This is a genomic window from Kitasatospora sp. Ki12 (genome assembly GCF_054601375.1).
In genome coordinates this window covers 1766488-1780762 of the sequence record NZ_BAAIHT010000001.1, presented here as the reverse complement: position 1 = coordinate 1780762, position 14275 = coordinate 1766488, and the positions used below count along the sequence as shown (strand labels likewise).

At 72.7% G+C, this 14275-nt stretch carries 13 protein-coding genes and 1 pseudogene; 8 read left to right on the top strand and 6 right to left on the bottom strand.

Annotation, left to right across the window (positions count from 1 at the left end):
* Positions 1–47 precede the first annotated feature (47 nt).
* Positions 48–1007 carry a pirin family protein gene (locus ACYP53_RS07735; RefSeq protein WP_459646978.1) on the bottom strand — a complete coding sequence of 320 codons (960 nt, stop codon included), beginning with the start codon at positions 1005–1007 and terminating at the stop codon, positions 48–50.
* A 171-nt stretch (positions 1008–1178) separates the two neighbouring features.
* The gene (locus ACYP53_RS07730) at positions 1179–1682 is read right to left on the bottom strand and encodes an SseB family protein (RefSeq protein ID WP_373313668.1); all 504 of its coding nucleotides are present in this window, start codon (positions 1680–1682) and stop codon (positions 1179–1181) included.
* Between the two features lie 213 nt (positions 1683–1895).
* Between ACYP53_RS07730 and ACYP53_RS07725 the strand changes: the two genes are divergently transcribed.
* Both ACYP53_RS07725 and ACYP53_RS07720 read left to right on the top strand, forming a co-directional pair.
* Complete coding sequence (locus ACYP53_RS07725) at positions 1896–3725, top strand: acyl-CoA dehydrogenase (RefSeq protein WP_189913397.1); 1830 nt, start codon at positions 1896–1898, stop codon at positions 3723–3725.
* 349 nt (positions 3726–4074) lie between these two features.
* Positions 4075–5382: a M18 family aminopeptidase gene (locus ACYP53_RS07720; RefSeq protein WP_189913398.1), complete on the top strand. Its 1308-nt coding sequence runs from the start codon at positions 4075–4077 to the stop codon at positions 5380–5382.
* A 115-nt stretch (positions 5383–5497) separates the two neighbouring features.
* Here ACYP53_RS07720 and ACYP53_RS07715 read toward each other — a convergent pair whose 3' ends face one another.
* Positions 5498–7312: an NHL domain-containing thioredoxin family protein gene (locus tag ACYP53_RS07715; protein WP_459646977.1), complete on the bottom strand. Its 1815-nt coding sequence runs from the start codon at positions 7310–7312 to the stop codon at positions 5498–5500.
* Between the two features lie 332 nt (positions 7313–7644).
* Positions 7645–8136 (bottom strand): annotated as a pseudogene (locus ACYP53_RS07710) (GNAT family N-acetyltransferase); the annotation flags it as partial.
* A 182-nt stretch (positions 8137–8318) separates the two neighbouring features.
* Between ACYP53_RS07710 and ACYP53_RS07705 the strand changes: the two are divergent.
* Both ACYP53_RS07705 and ACYP53_RS07700 read left to right on the top strand, forming a co-directional pair.
* The gene (locus ACYP53_RS07705) at positions 8319–8807 is read left to right on the top strand and encodes an LURP-one-related/scramblase family protein (RefSeq protein ID WP_189913401.1); all 489 of its coding nucleotides are present in this window, start codon (positions 8319–8321) and stop codon (positions 8805–8807) included.
* 139 nt (positions 8808–8946) lie between these two features.
* Positions 8947–9369, top strand: coding sequence for a DUF350 domain-containing protein (locus tag ACYP53_RS07700; protein ID WP_189913402.1), 423 nt, complete (start codon positions 8947–8949; stop codon positions 9367–9369).
* Between the two features lie 25 nt (positions 9370–9394).
* Here the strand turns inward: ACYP53_RS07700 and ACYP53_RS07695 are convergent, their stop codons facing one another.
* Positions 9395–9742: a winged helix-turn-helix transcriptional regulator gene (locus tag ACYP53_RS07695; RefSeq protein WP_189913403.1), complete on the bottom strand. Its 348-nt coding sequence runs from the start codon at positions 9740–9742 to the stop codon at positions 9395–9397.
* A gap of 141 nt (positions 9743–9883) precedes the next feature.
* On the opposite strand from ACYP53_RS07695, the gene ACYP53_RS07690 reads away from it, so the two are divergent.
* The 4 genes from ACYP53_RS07690 to ACYP53_RS07675 all read left to right on the top strand — a co-directional run bounded on the left by ACYP53_RS07690 (position 9884) and on the right by ACYP53_RS07675 (position 13893).
* On the top strand, positions 9884–10759 hold the full coding sequence (locus ACYP53_RS07690) for an imine reductase family protein (RefSeq protein ID WP_189913562.1): 876 nt from the start codon (positions 9884–9886) through the stop codon (positions 10757–10759).
* 23 nt (positions 10760–10782) lie between these two features.
* The gene (locus ACYP53_RS07685) at positions 10783–11352 is read left to right on the top strand and encodes a GNAT family N-acetyltransferase (protein WP_189913404.1); all 570 of its coding nucleotides are present in this window, start codon (positions 10783–10785) and stop codon (positions 11350–11352) included.
* 457 nt (positions 11353–11809) lie between these two features.
* Positions 11810–12760 (top strand): hypothetical protein, encoded by a 951-nt coding sequence (locus tag ACYP53_RS07680; RefSeq protein WP_459646976.1) that lies wholly within the window; start codon positions 11810–11812, stop codon positions 12758–12760.
* 170 nt (positions 12761–12930) lie between these two features.
* Positions 12931–13893 carry a class I SAM-dependent methyltransferase gene (locus tag ACYP53_RS07675; protein ID WP_459646975.1) on the top strand — a complete coding sequence of 321 codons (963 nt, stop codon included), beginning with the start codon at positions 12931–12933 and terminating at the stop codon, positions 13891–13893.
* A 66-nt stretch (positions 13894–13959) separates the two neighbouring features.
* On the opposite strand, the gene ACYP53_RS07670 is transcribed toward ACYP53_RS07675, so the two are convergent.
* Positions 13960–14271 (bottom strand): ArsR/SmtB family transcription factor, encoded by a 312-nt coding sequence (locus ACYP53_RS07670; protein ID WP_189913406.1) that lies wholly within the window; start codon positions 14269–14271, stop codon positions 13960–13962.
* Between the last annotated feature and the right edge of the window lie 4 nt (positions 14272–14275).

Here is a 14275-nt window from a genome sequence, read left to right as displayed (position 1 = left end):
CGGGTCGGGACCCGTGACCGCCCCCGCCGTCGTGCCGGAGTCCGGACCTACTTGGCGTCGGCCGGGACGGTGCCGAGCCGGCCGGCCTGGAAGTCCTCCATGGCCTGCTGGAGCTCGCGGTGGCTGTTCATCACGAACGGCCCGTACCAGGCGACCGGCTCGCGGATCGGGAGGCCGCCGAGCAGCACGACCTCGAAGTTGGCGTTGCGGGAGTCCTGGCTCTCGTCGGCGCGGATGGTGAGGGAGTCACCGTCGCCGAACAGGACCGCCTGGCCCATGTGGAACGGGCGGCGCTCCTGGCCCGCCGAGCCCTTGCCCGCCAGACCGTACGCCAGGGCGTTGAAGTCGGAGCGCCAGGGCAGGGTGATCTGGGCGCCGGGGCTGATCGAGGCGTGGATCATGGTGATCGGGGTGTGGGTGGCACCGGGGCCCTGGTGGCCGTCGAGCTCGCCGGCGATGACGCGCAGCAGGGCGCCGCCGTCGTCGGTGCTGAGGAGCTTGACGCTGCCGCCGCGGATGTCCTGGTACTTCGGGGCGATCATCTTGTCCGAGGCGGGCAGGTTCACCCACAGCTGGAGGCCGTGGAAGAGTCCACCGGACATCACCAGCGACTCCGGCGGGGTCTCGATGTGCAGCAGACCGGAGCCGGCCGTCATCCACTGGGTGTCGCCGTCGGTGATGACACCACCGCCGCCGTGCGAGTCCTGGTGGATGAACGTTCCGTCGATGATGTAGGTGACGGTCTCGAAGCCGCGGTGCGGGTGCCAGGGGGTGCCCTTGGGCTCTCCGGCCGCGTAGTCCACCTCGCCCATCTGGTCCATCATGATGAACGGGTCGAGGTACTTGGTGTCGATCTTGGCGAAGGCCCGGCGGACGGGGAAGCCCTCGCCCTCGTAGCCCTCGGGGGCGGTGACCACGGTCCGAACCGGCCGGGCGCTCGTGACGGCGGGGTCCGGCGTGGTGACGCGCGGGAGGGTCAGCGGGTTGTCGACGGTCACGGCGGGCATGTCGGCCTCCTTCGAGGGGGTGTCTGCGGCCTACGTGCACGAGGTTAGTTCAATCCTCAACAACAAGCAAGTTGAAAGTTGAACTATATGGGGACGGAGAAGCGCGGGGCTCCTCTCTCCAGTGTGGCCCGGCCGCCCACGGGGCACCGGCCGACGGCCGCGAGGCGGTCGTCAGCCGTACATCCGGCGCATGGTGAAGTCGACCATCTGCTCGACGGCCTTGGCGTCGAACACCATCCGGTGCTCGCCCTCCATGTCCAGCGCGAAGCCGTAGCCGGTCGGCAGCAGGTCCAGGACCTCGGCGCCGGTGACGGTGAAGTGCTTGGAGTCCTTGCCGGCGTAGCGGCGCAGCTCCTTGAGCGAGCTGAACATCGGGATCACCGGCGTCGGGGTGTTGTGCAGCGCGAGGAAGCCGGGGCGTTCGCCGCGCGGGCAGTGCACCTTCGAGGTGATGAAGATGGCCTGGAAGTCCTCGACCGCCATCGACCCGGTGGTGAAGGCCCGGACGGCGTCCGCCAGCGACGGCGGGGAGGGTTCGGGATAGAGCGACTGCTGGTTCGCCTGCGACTGCGCGCCGTAGGCGTCCGGTCCGGGCATGCCGTTCATGCCCGGCTGCGGTCCCGCCTGCTGCTGGTAGGGGTCGCCCGGGTATGCGTTCTGGTCATATCCGTACACACGGACAGGCTAGCGGGAGCGCACCCGCCCGCGCTGGCGCGGATCCTGACAAGGAGTGGTCGCCCGGACTGTGGGACGTGACCACGTTCATAGCGGATTCACCGCCGAGGGCTTGCCCAAGTTACCGCTGGGTAGCATCATGATGCCTACTGGTGGGTACGGGACGCCCGAACGCGGCGGTCTCCCGGAAGCGACGAACCGGAGAAAACGGCCATGGGTCACTACAAGTCCAACCTGCGGGACGTGGAGTTCAACCTCTTCGAGGTGTTCGGTCGCGAGCAGGTCTACGGCACCGGACCGTTCGCGGACATGGACGTCGAGACCGCGAAGAACATCCTGAGCGAGATCGCGCGCCTGGCCGAGAACGACCTCGCCGCTTCCTTCACGGACACCGACCGCAACCCGCCGGTCTTCGACCCGGAGACCAACACCGCGCCGATCCCGGCCACCTTCAAGAAGAGCTACCAGACCTTCATGGACGCCGAGTGGTGGCGTCTGGGCATCCCGGAGTCGATCGGCGGCCAGGTCACCCCGAACTCGCTGATCTGGGCCTTCGCCGAGCAGATCCTGGGCTCGAACCCGGCCATCTGGATGTACTCCTCCGGCCCGGCCTTCGCCGGCGTCATCGCCGAGGAGGGCACCGAGGAGCAGCTCGAGGTCGCCAAGCGGATGACCGACCGCCTGTGGGGCTCCACCATGGTCCTCACCGAGCCCGACGCGGGCTCCGACGTGGGCGCCGGCCGCACCAAGGCGATCCAGCAGGAGGACGGCTCCTGGCACATCGAGGGTGTGAAGCGCTTCATCACCTCGGGCGAGCACGACATGTCCGAGAACATCATCCACATGGTGCTGGCCCGCCCCGAGGGCGGCAAGCCGGGCACCAAGGGCCTGGGCCTCTTCATCGTCCCGAAGTTCGACTTCGACTGGGAGACCGGCGAGCTCGGCGAGCGCAACGGCGTCTACGCCACCAACGTCGAGCACAAGATGGGCCTCAAGGCCTCGAACACCTGCGAGATGACCTTCGGTGCCAAGCACCCGGCCAAGGGCTGGCTGCTCGGCGAGAAGGTCGACGGCATCCGCCAGATGTTCAAGATCATCGAGTTCGCCCGCATGATGGTCGGCACGAAGGCCATCGCCACCCTCTCCACCGGCTACCTGAACGCGCTGGAGTACGCCAAGGAGCGCGTGCAGGGCGCCGACATCTCGCAGTTCCTGGACAAGAGCGCCCCGCGCGTCACCATCACCCACCACCCGGACGTGCGCCGCTCGCTGCTGACCCAGAAGGCCTACGCCGAGGGCATGCGCGCGCTGGTGCTGTTCACCGCGTCCACCCAGGACGACATGATGGCCGCCAAGCTGCGCGGCGAGCGCGACGAGGCCGCCGAGCGCCTGAACGACCTGCTGCTGCCGATCGTCAAGGGCTACGGCTCGGAGAAGTCCTACGAGCAGCTCGCCCAGTCCCTGCAGACCTTCGGTGGCTCCGGCTACCTGCAGGAGTACCCGATCGAGCAGTACATCCGGGACGCCAAGATCGACACCCTGTACGAGGGCACCACCGCCATCCAGGGCCAGGACTTCTTCTTCCGCAAGATCGTCAAGGACGGCGGCCAGGCGCTCACCGCGCTGTCCGAGCAGATCCAGAAGTTCATCGGCTCCGCCGCCGGCGGCGACGCCCTGGCCGCCGAGCGCGAGCTGCTCGCCAAGGCCGCCGGTGACCTGGAGGCCATCATCGGCAAGCTCCTGGCCGACCTCTCCTCGGTCGAGCAGGACGTCAAGAACATGTACAAGGTGGGCCTCAACACCACCCGCCTGCTGATGGTCTCCGGCGACGTCGTCGTCGGCTGGCTGCTGCTGCGCCAGGCCGCGGTGGCCCTGGCCAAGCTGGAGGCGGGCGCCTCGGAGAAGGACGTCCCCTTCTACCAGGGCAAGGTCGCGGCGGCCCGCTTCTTCGCCAAGAACGTCCTGCCGACCGTCACGCCGCAGCGCGTGATCGCCGAGGGCATCGACAACGAGATCATGGAGCTGGCGGAGGAGGCCTTCTAAGGCCCGCTGCTCCTCCTGACCGCCTGACGAAACCCTCACACCGAAGGGCCCGGCTGCCACCGGGCCCTTCGGTGTCCTCCCGTGCTGTTCCGTGCTCTCCCGTGCTTTTCCATGGCGTTGCGTGGTGTTCCGTGGCGTTTCCGGAGCGCTGCCGGATCGCCCGTCCGCCGCCCCGGCAGGCGGTGCCCGACCAGGGCTGATCCGCCGTCCGGGCGGCGTGTGTCGCGGGTGGTTCACGGTTGTGTCCGGGTTGAGAGCTTCCGAATGCCCTGTCCGTGTACGGGCATATGCTCAAGGTGCGAAGCCGACTCCCCATCCGGCTTCGGCCCTCCCTCGACCCAGGAGCAGTATGTCGACCGCCGCCCGCCAGGCATTCTTCGACCGGACGCACAGCGACGATCTGATCGCGTTCCTCGGCACCTCGCCGTCCCCGTACCACGCGGTCGCGAGCGCCGCGGAGCGGCTGGAGAAGGCGGGCTTCCGGCAGGTCGCCGAGACGGACGCCTGGGACGGCGCCGCCGGCGGACGCTACCTGATCCGCGGCGGCGCGCTGATCGCCTGGTACCTGCCGGAGGGGGCGGGCCCCGAGACCCCGTTCCGGATCGTCGGCACCCACACCGACTCGCCCAACCTGCGGGTCAAGCCGCTGCCGGACACCGGCTCGGCCGGCTGGCGCCAGGTCGCGGTGGAGATCTACGGCGGCGTGCCGCTGAACACCTGGCTGGACCGGGACCTCGGCATCTCCGGCAGACTCGCGCTCAAGGACGGAACGGCGCGGCTCGTCCAGCTGGACGAGCCGCTGCTGCGCGTGCCGCAGCTCGCCATCCACCTGGACCGCCAGGTCAACGACGGCATGAAGCTCGACAAGCAGCGCCACCTCACCCCGATCTGGGGCCTCGGCCCGGTCGACGAGGGCGCGCTGATCGCCTACGTCGCCGAGCGGGCCGGCCTGGCCGCCGACGACGTGGTCGGCTGGGACCTCATGACGCACGACGTCCAGCCCGCCTCCTACCTGGGCCGGGACCGCGAGCTGCTGGCCGGCCCGCGCCTGGACAACCTGCTCTCGGTGCACGCGGCCACCGCCGCGCTGGCCGCCGTCGCCTCGGCCGAGGGCGCCGCCGGCCTGCCGTACATCCCGGTGCTGGCCGCCTTCGACCACGAGGAGACCGGCAGCGAGTCCGACACCGGCGCGCAGAGCCCGCTGCTCGGCAACGTCCTGGACCGCACGATCCACGCGCGCGGCGGCACCACCGAGGACCGCGCCCGGGCCCTCGCCGGCACCGTCTGCCTCTCCTCGGACATGGGCCACGCCGTCCACCCGAACTACACCGAGCGGCACGAGCCGGGCCACCACCCGATGCCGAACGGCGGGCCGATCCTCAAGGTCAACGTCAACAACCGCTACGCCACCGACGGCGTCGGCCGGGCGGTCTTCGCGGCCGCCTGCGAGCGGGCGGGCGTGCCCTGGCAGAGCTTCGTCTCCAACAATGCCATGCCCTGCGGTACGACCATCGGCCCGATCACGGCGGCGCGCCTCGGCATCAAGACGGTCGACTGCGGCATCGCGGCGCTGTCCATGCACTCGGCCCGCGAGCTGTGCGGCGCGGAGGACCCGTACCTGCTGGCCAGCGCGCTGAAGGCGTTCCTGGAGGGCTGAGGCCTCGGCCCGACGCGACGGGCGCGACGGGCGCGCCGTTACGGGCCTGACGCGACGGGGCCCGGCGGACGAACGGTCGTCCGCCGGGCCCCGTCGTTATCGCGGGCCGCGGGGGCTACTCCATCCCGGCCAGGACCAGCGGCAGCCGGCGGGCGCCGTCGGCGACCAGCTTCACCGGCACGCCCCAGTCCTGCTGGTGCACGTGGCAGGCCGGGTACTCGATCTCCGGGTCGTCGTCGCAGGAGGCCGCCATCGCCGAGACGTGCAGCACGCCCTCGGTGACCTCGTCGGAGAGCACCAGCTCGCGGGAGAGGTCGCTGTCCGCGCCCGCGCCGGAGACCAGCAGCTCGGGCGGGGTCGAGCTGACCAGCAGCCGGGTGGACGGGCCGTAGCGCTCGTCCAGCTTCTGGCCGCTCGGCGCCGAGAAGACCACGTCCAGCCGGAAGGCGCCCGGCGCGACCTCGGTGGCCGCGCGCTGGGTGCGGTGCGCCACCGACTCGACCCGGACCGCCTCCTCCGGGAGCCGCAGCCTGGTCAGCCGGTGCCGGGCCGACTCGACCACCACGATGTCCTCGTCCACCAGCACCGCCCCGGAGGGCTCGCGCAGATCGGTGGCCAGCGTGCTGACCTCGCCGGTCGCCGGGTCGTAGCGGCGCAGCGCGTGGTTGTAGGTGTCGCTGACGGCCACCGAGCCGTCCGGCAGCACGGTGACGCCCAGCGGGTGCTGGAACAGCGCCTGCTCGGCGGCGCCGTCCCGGTGGCCGAAGTCGAACAGGCCGGTGCCGACGGCGGTGGTGACCGCCCCTGTTTCACGTGAAACCGAGCGCAGCGCGGAGGTCTCGGAGTCGGCGACCCAGAGCCGCTCGCCGTCCGCGGAGACCGCCAGACCGGACGGCTGGGCGAACCAGGCCTCGGCGGCCGGCCCGTCCACCAGGCCCTCGTTGGTGGTGCCGGCCGCGACGCCGACCGTGCCGGTCGTCGGGTCGTACGCCCACAGCTGGTGCACGCCCGCCATCGCGATCCACACCCGGCCGTCGAACCAGGCGACGTCCCACGGCGAGGACAGGTCCACCTCGCGGGCCGGGCCCTCGGTGGCCGAGCCCTGCCACCACTGGCGGCCGGTGCCGGCCAGCGTGGTCACGCTGCCGTCCGCCAGCCGCAGACCGCGCAGGGCGTGGTTGACGGTGTCGGCGACGACCACGTCGTACTCCGAGCCCTCCGGCAGCAGCGCGAGGCCCTGCGGCTCGCTGAACCGGGGGCTGGTGCCGTCCACCAGACCGCGCTCCCCGTCACCGATCCGGCGCACCACCGTCTCGCCGTCCTCGGCCAGCTCGACCAGCGAGTGGTGGCCGGAGTCGGCGACCAGGAAGTGGCCGTTCGGCAGCCGGACGGCCTTGCCCGGGAACTTGAGGTCCCCCGCGGTCGGCTCCGGCGCCACGTACGGGCCGTCGCCGCGGCGCAGCGTGCCCTTCGCGGCGTGCTCGGCCTCCAGCTCCTCCACCAGCCGGGCGATCGCGTGGGCGTGCCCCTCACCGGCGTGCTGGGCGACCACGTAGCCCTCCGGGTCGATCACCACCAGCGTCGGCCAGGCCCGCACGGCGTACTGCTTCCAGGTGACCAGCGCCGGGTCGTCCAGCACCGGGTGGTGCACCTCGTACCGGGCGACGGCGTCCACCACGGCCTGGTGGTCGGCCTCGTGCACGAACTTCGGTGAGTGCACCCCGACGATCACCACGGTGTCGCGGTGCTTCTCCTCCAGCTCCCGGAGCTCGTCCAGGACGTGCAGACAGTTGATGCAGCAGAAGGTCCAGAAATCCAGGATGGTGATCTTGCCCCGGAAGTCGGCGAGCGTGAGCTCCTTGCCGCCGGTGTTCAGCCAACCGCCTGCCCCGACCAGCTCGGGGGCGCGTACACGTGCACGAGATGCCATAACCCCATCAAACCGCACGCCCGGTGTCCGCATTCCTGGCGTACCGGGTTCCTGGCGTACGGGGTTCAGAAGGTCGGTGTGCGGGCCTCGCTCAGCTCGACGATCTCGCGGGCCGTGCGGAGGGAGGTCCCGGCCCAGCCGAGCAGGGCCTTGGTGACCATGATCGCGGGGATCACGCCCACCCCGCGCTCGGCCAGCAGCGACTGGACCGCGGCCATCCCCTCGTCCGCGAGCACCGGGTGGCACTCCTCGACCAGGGTGGTCAGCCGGGCGGCGTACTCGGCGGTCAGACCGGCGACGTTCGGGAAGAAGTCCGGCCGGGTGAGGTCGGCCTGCCACCGGGTCTCGCCGTCCTGGGTACGGGCGGTGGGGCGCAGGCCGAGGGTGCGGGCGACGGCGGCGGAGGCGCGGTGGTCCGGGTGGATGTGGGCGACGGCCGTGGTGACGCCGGCGGCGGTCAGGTGGTCGAGCAGGGCGCGGGCGGCCTCGACGGCCAGGCCGCGGCGCTGCCACGGGGTGCCGACCACCCAGGCCAGCTCGGTCTCCTCGGGGCCGACGGTGGCCTGCACGTAGCCGGTGAGGACGCCGTCGGCGCGCAGCCGCAGCACCCAGTTGCCCCAGCGCTCGGCCGGGTCGGGGGAGCCCGCGGCCAGCCGGGCGCAGCGGGCGCGCATCTCCTCCGCCGTGGCCGGGCGGCCGCCGGTGAAGGCGTGCAGGGCCGGGTCGGCGAGCGCGGCCGCCAACTCCTCGGCGTGACCGGGGGCGATCGGCAGCAGGTCCAGGCGCTCGCTGCGCAGCGGGGTGGTGGTGGGATCGGGGCGCATGGCGGTATTGAACGCCACCGGGGGCGGCCGCGCGACGGGCTTTCCCTCGGGTGGGCGGCGGCGGTGGTTGGTAGCGGTGCTCCGGGGCGGTGCTCGGCGGCGATGCTTCGTGGCGGTGCTTTTCGGCGGGTGGGGGCTCGGGGTCGAATGGGGGTCGACGCCAACACGGAGGAGGTCCCGCGGTGCGGTATCTGGTCAGGGAGAAGCTGTTCGCGATCGGCGACGACTACTGGATCGAGGACGACCGGGGGCACAAGGCCTACCTGGTGGACGGCAAGGTGCTGCGGCTGCGGCACACCTTCGAGCTGCGGGACGCCCAGGACCGGGTGGTCGCGGTGGTGAAGGAGAAGATGCTCACCGTCCGCGACGCGATGAAGATCGAGGACGCCGACGGCGAGGTGATCGCGACCGTCCGGGAGAAGCTGTTCACCCCGTTCCGCGACAAGTACCTGGTGGACCTGGCCTCCGGCGGCGAGCTGAAGATCCACGGCAACCTCATCGACAAGGACTACCGGATCGAGGACGACCACGGCGACGAGCTGGCCCGGATCAGCCGCAAGTGGTTCCGGATCCGGGACACCTACGGGGTGGAGATCGCCGACGGCGCGGACACCGGCCTGCTGCTGGCCGTCGCGGCCTGCGTCGACCACCTGACGCACGAGGAGGACTGACCCGTCCCCGGATTCCGGATCCCGGTCCCGCTCTCACCCGCGTGGGGTATCTTTTGCCAACCCTTGACCAGGCCGGTCGAGGGGCCCTGACCAGCCGGTCGGGGTGCACGGCGAGAGTGGACCGGGGGCTGGAACCACGATGAACGACATCCTGCACGGGCTCGGCGCGGCAGCGGCGTACGGCGCCCTCGGGGTGGTGCTGCTGCTCCTCGGCGTCGGGCTGGTGGACCTGCTGACGCCCGGCAGGCTCGGCCACCAGATCTGGGTCGAGCGCAACCGCAACGCCGCCGTCCTGCTGAGCTCCGCACTGCTCGGCATCGGCGGCATCGTCTTCACCGCGATCGTCTACACCTACGCCGACTTCGCCAAGGGCCTTGTCTCGACGGCCTGTTACGGCGTGCTCGGACTGGTGCTGATGGCCGTCGCCTTCTGGCTGGTGGACCTGCTGACGCCGGGCAAGCTCGGCGCGATCCTGGTCGAGCCGGAGCCGCACCCGGCAGTGTGGGTGTCGGCCAGCTGCAACATCGCGGTGGCCGCGGTGGTCTCGGCCGCGATCGCCTGACGCGCGTCACGACCGGGTGGGCGCCTCACGCCGGGTGGGGCGCGCCGCCCAGGACGTGCTCCCGGCCCCACGCGCCCAGCGGCCCCAGCGCCGCGTTGAGGTGCCGCCCCACCTCGGTCAGCGTGTACTCGACCCGGGGCGGGACCTCGTCGTACGCCTCCCGGTGCACGATGCCGTCCGTCTCCAGCTCGCGCAGGTGCGCGGCCAGCACCTTCTCGGTGATCCCCGGCACCTGGCGGCGCAGTTCGCCGAACCGGCAGCTCCCGTGCTCGTCCAGCGCCCAGAGGATCAGCACCTTCCACTTGCCGCCGATCACGTCCATCGCGGCGTCGATCCCGCAGACGTACGCCCCCGGCCTCGGCACGGTCGCCATGCCCACCCCTCCCGACGCTCCGACCTGGATACTGACCCCAGGGTAACCACCCACTTCGAAGTGCGTACTTGATCGTTTCCGGGGGCGGCGCGGAGGCTGATTCCCGTGACGAACAACCGTGTTGAGAACGCAGCCGAGAACGTGACCGAGAACCCGCCCACCCCGCTGACCCTGCTCGGACTCGGCGCCATGGGCGCCGCCCTGGCCGGGGCCTGGCTCACCGCCGGGCACCCGCTGACCGTCTGGAACCGCACCGCCGCCCGCGCCGACGCGCTCGTCGGCCGCGGCGCCGTCGTCGCCGCCACCGCCGCCGAGGCCGTCGCGGCGAACCGCCTGGTCGTCGTCTGCCTGCTCGACGACGACTCCGTGGCCGAGGCGCTGGCCGACGTCGACCTGACCGGCAAGGACCTGGTCAACCTGGTCACCAGCACCCCCGACCAGGCCCGCGCCCGCGCCGCCTGGGCCGAACGGCGCGGCGCCCGCTACCTGGACGGCGGCATCATGGCCGTCCCGCCGATGATCGGCGTCCCGGCGGCCGGACCGTACGTCTTCTACAGCGGCTCGCCCGCGCTGTTCGAGGAGCACCGGACGGCCCTCGCCGCCCCGGCCGGCACCCGCTACGTGGGCGAGGACGCCGGGTACGCGGCCCTGCACGACGTGGCGCTGCTCAGCGCGATGTACGGCATGTTCGCCGGCGTCTCGCACGCCTTCGCGCTGGTCCGCGGCGAGGCGGTCGCGCCGGGCGACCTCGCGCCGCTGCTCAGCGACTACGTCACCGCGATGACCGGGTTCATCGCCGGCACCGCGGCGCGGCTGGAGAGCGGCGACTACACCAAGGGCGTGGTGTCCAACCTGGCGATGCAGGTGGCGGGCAAGGGCACCCTGCTGCGCACCGCCGAGGAGCAGGGCGTGAGCGCCGAGCTGCTGGAACCCTACTTCCGGCTGATGGAGCGTCGGCTGGAGGTCGGCAGCGGCGAGGAGGACCTCACCGGGGTCGTCGACCTGCTGCGACGGTGAGGGCCGGCCGGTAACGTACCGGCATGGCAGACCTAGAAGAACGCGCCGACGTCGTCGCGTCCGGCTCTCGACAGGCCCGGGCGGGAGTGCTGGTCAGACCGCGCCGCGGCGACGACCTCGCCGACTGCGTCCGGGTGCTGGGCGACGTCCACCGCGCCGACGGCTACCCCGCCGACTGGCCCGACCGCCCCGCCGACTGGCTCACCCCGGGCGGCCTGCTCGCCGCCTGGGTCGCCGAGTCCGAGGGCCGGCTCACCGGACACGTCGGCCTCGCCCGCAGCGCCCCGGACGACCTCGCCCCCGCCCTGTGGAGCCACCGCACCGGCGGCCGTCCGGAGCTCACCGCCGTGATCGGCCGGCTCTACGTCGCCCCCGGGGCGCGCGGCCACCACATCGGCGCGCGACTCCTCGCGGACGCCGTGGCGCACGCGCGGGCGCTCGGCCTGCACCCCGTCCTCGACGTCCTGGCCACCGACACCGCGGCCGTGGCCCTCTACCGCCGCCTCGGCTGGACCCACCTCGGCAGCGGCGACCAGCGCTGGCCCTCCGGCCGCACCGTCACCGTCCACTGCTTCGCCGCCCCCCGGGGATAGCACCGGCCCCGGCCTTCCCGCCCGCCCGGCCACCCCGGCCGGGCGGGCGCGCTCCCACGGGTCGTCGCCGCCGACCCGGTCGTCGGAGCCGTAGAAGGCGTCGGCCTCGGCCCGCAGCTGCGCCCCGTCGACCGTGGGTGCGCTCTGCCACGTGCGGTGCAGCTCGTCCACGGGGACGAATCGTCGGCGGTTGCTCATCGGCCGGTCGCTCATCGGCCGGACCTCGGCGATCTCGGTTCCGTTGCGGGTGATGCGGTAGATCTCGCCGGCTTCGACGTCGTCGAGGACGGCCTCGGACCGCGCCGCGAGTTCGCGCCGCGTGATGGTCTTCATGACGTCAGTGTGGTGCGCCGCATCGCCTCGTGCCGTGCCGTTCGCCCCGGATCCCTCGCGTGGGGGAGCGGGATCGTCGTGGGGGCTGAGGCCGGGGGCGGGTGGGGCGGGTGAGCCTGGGGCCATGGTGAAGCGCGGGTGGGTGCGGGACGGGCGGGCGGTGGCCGGGTGGGGCGTCGGCTACGCGGGGTTCGGGCTGGGGTGCGCGGGCAGTGGGACGGCGCTGTTCGGTGCCGGCTGGCTGGGGTGGGTGGTCGCCGGGGTGGGGCTGGCGGCGGCCGGGGCCGGGTGGGCGGCGGGGCGGCCGCGGGTGTCGGCGGGGCTGCGGCGGGGCCTGTGGGGGTTGTGCGGGCTGACCGCGGTGGCGGCCTGGGGCCTGCTGATGGACACGGTGACGCTGCTGTTCGGGCAGGCGGTGGACAGCGTCCCCGACACGGTGCTCCGGGTGCTGGCGGCGGTCGGGGCGGTGCTGCTGGCCGGTGCCGCCCGGGGCGAGCGGCCGGGCGGCCGGGCGAGGCGAACGGTGCCGGCCCCCTCGGCGGCCCCGGCCACCGTCCAACTCGCGGCCTGGGCAGGCACCTTGGCCTTCCTGCCGTACGTGGTGATGAAGCTGGTCTGGGCGCTCGGCGGCAGCTTCGCCGGGATCAGCGGTGACCGGATGTACGCCGACTACGTGCGCAACGGCTCCTCCGGGCTCTGGCTGGCCCTGGAGCGCTGGGGGCTGGACGGCACCGTGCTGCTCGCGGCGGTCGGGGTGTTCCTGCTGTGGGGGCTGGTCCGGCCGTGGGGGCAGGTCTTCCCGCGCTGGACCCTGCCGCTGCGCGGCCGCCGCGTCCCGCGCTGGCTGCCGCTCACCCCGGCGCTGTTGGGCGCGGCCACCCTGGCGCCGTACGGGCTGGTCGGGATCGGCTACCTGGCGCTGTGCACGACCGGGGTGATCCGGATCAGGGCGGGCGAGCTCGCCACGGCCGAGCAGGCGCTGCAGATCTCCTGGGTGGGGATGTTCGCGTTCGCCGGGTACGGGGTCGCGCTGGTGGTGGCGACCCGCTCGTACTGGCGGCGCACCGGCGGGTGAGCGGCAGCTGTTTGCTGGGGTGGCAACAAAGCTTGCCGTTGTTTCGCGGTCGGACGCAGCCTGGCGGTGGAGGATCTCGGACGGGCGGTCGCCGCCCACCGCGCGTCCGGCGCCGGGGTGCCCGCCTGAGGCGGCAGGCTTTTCGTCAACAACGAACGGAGACAAGGGACATGACCTCTCACCACCACCAGCAGCAGCAGCACGGCGCCGGCCACCAGCACGGGCACGGCCACGTCCCGGCCGCCGACTTCGACTGGGACGCGCTCGCCGCGCACCTGGAGCACGAGGCAGACCTGCGCGCCGACGCCGTCACCGAGGCCGCCCGCTGGCTGTCCGGCCTGTACGGCGCCGGGGCGAGCGGGACGGGCGTCGCGGACGGCACGAGCGGCACGGACCGTACGGACGGCGCGGCCGCCGGCGTGCGGCGGGTCCTCGACGTCGGCAGCGGACCGGGGGTGATCGCCGAACTGCTGGCCGGGGTCTTCCCGGCCGCCGAGGTGGTGGCCGTCGACCAGTCGGCCGCCCTGCTGGAGCGCGCCCGGACCCGCTCGGGCGGTCGGCTCGGCACCCAACAGGCCGATCTGCCCGCCGAGTTCGACAAGCTCGGCGAGGCCGACCTGATCTGGTCCGGCAACGCGATCCACCACCTGGGCGACCAGCAGGCCGCGCTCACCTCGCTCGCCGGGGTGCTGCGGCCGGGCGGCCTGCTCGCGGTCGCCGAACGCGGCCTGGCGACGCGCTTCCTGCCGCGCGACTTCGGCCTCGGCCGGCCCGGCTTCCAGGCCCGGCTGGACGCGGTCCACGAGGACGGCTTCAGCACCATGCGGGCCGAACTGCCGGGCAGCACCGAGGAGATCGAGGACTGGCCGGCCATGCTGGAACGGGCCGGCCTGACCCCGAGCGGCACCCGTACCTTCCTGGTCGACCGCCCCGCGCCGCTGGACCGCGGCACCCGCGAGTACCTGCGCACCCAGCTCAGCCGGCTGCACGACCAGCTCGCCGACAGCCTTCGGCCGGAGGACCGCGGCACCCTCGAAGCCCTGCTCGACGAGGACGCCCCCACCGGCATCCTCCACCGCCGGGACGCCTTCTACCTCTCCGCGATGACCGTCCACACGGCCCGCAAGGCCTGAGTCACCGCACCCGACCCGGCGGCCGAGGCCGCCGCGGCCGCCGGGCCGACGTGGGGGCCCCGGTGGTCAGAGGGTGTGGCCGAGGGTGCTGAGCAGGGTGGCGATGGCCGCCTCGTCGCGGCGGTAGTGGGTCCACTTGCCGATGCGGGTGGCGCGGACCAGCCCGGCCCGCTGGAGTTCGGCGAGGTAGGCGGAGACGGTGGACTGGGCGAGTCCGGCCTTGGCCTGGATGTGGCTGACGCAGACGCCGACTTCGTGCGGGTCGGCGATCGCGCCGTCCAGCGGGAAGTGGCGTTCGGGGTCGCGCAGCCAGGTCAGCAGCTGCAGTCGCGTCGGGTTCGCGATCGCCCGCAGGGCGGTGACCAGGTCGGCATCCATGTCA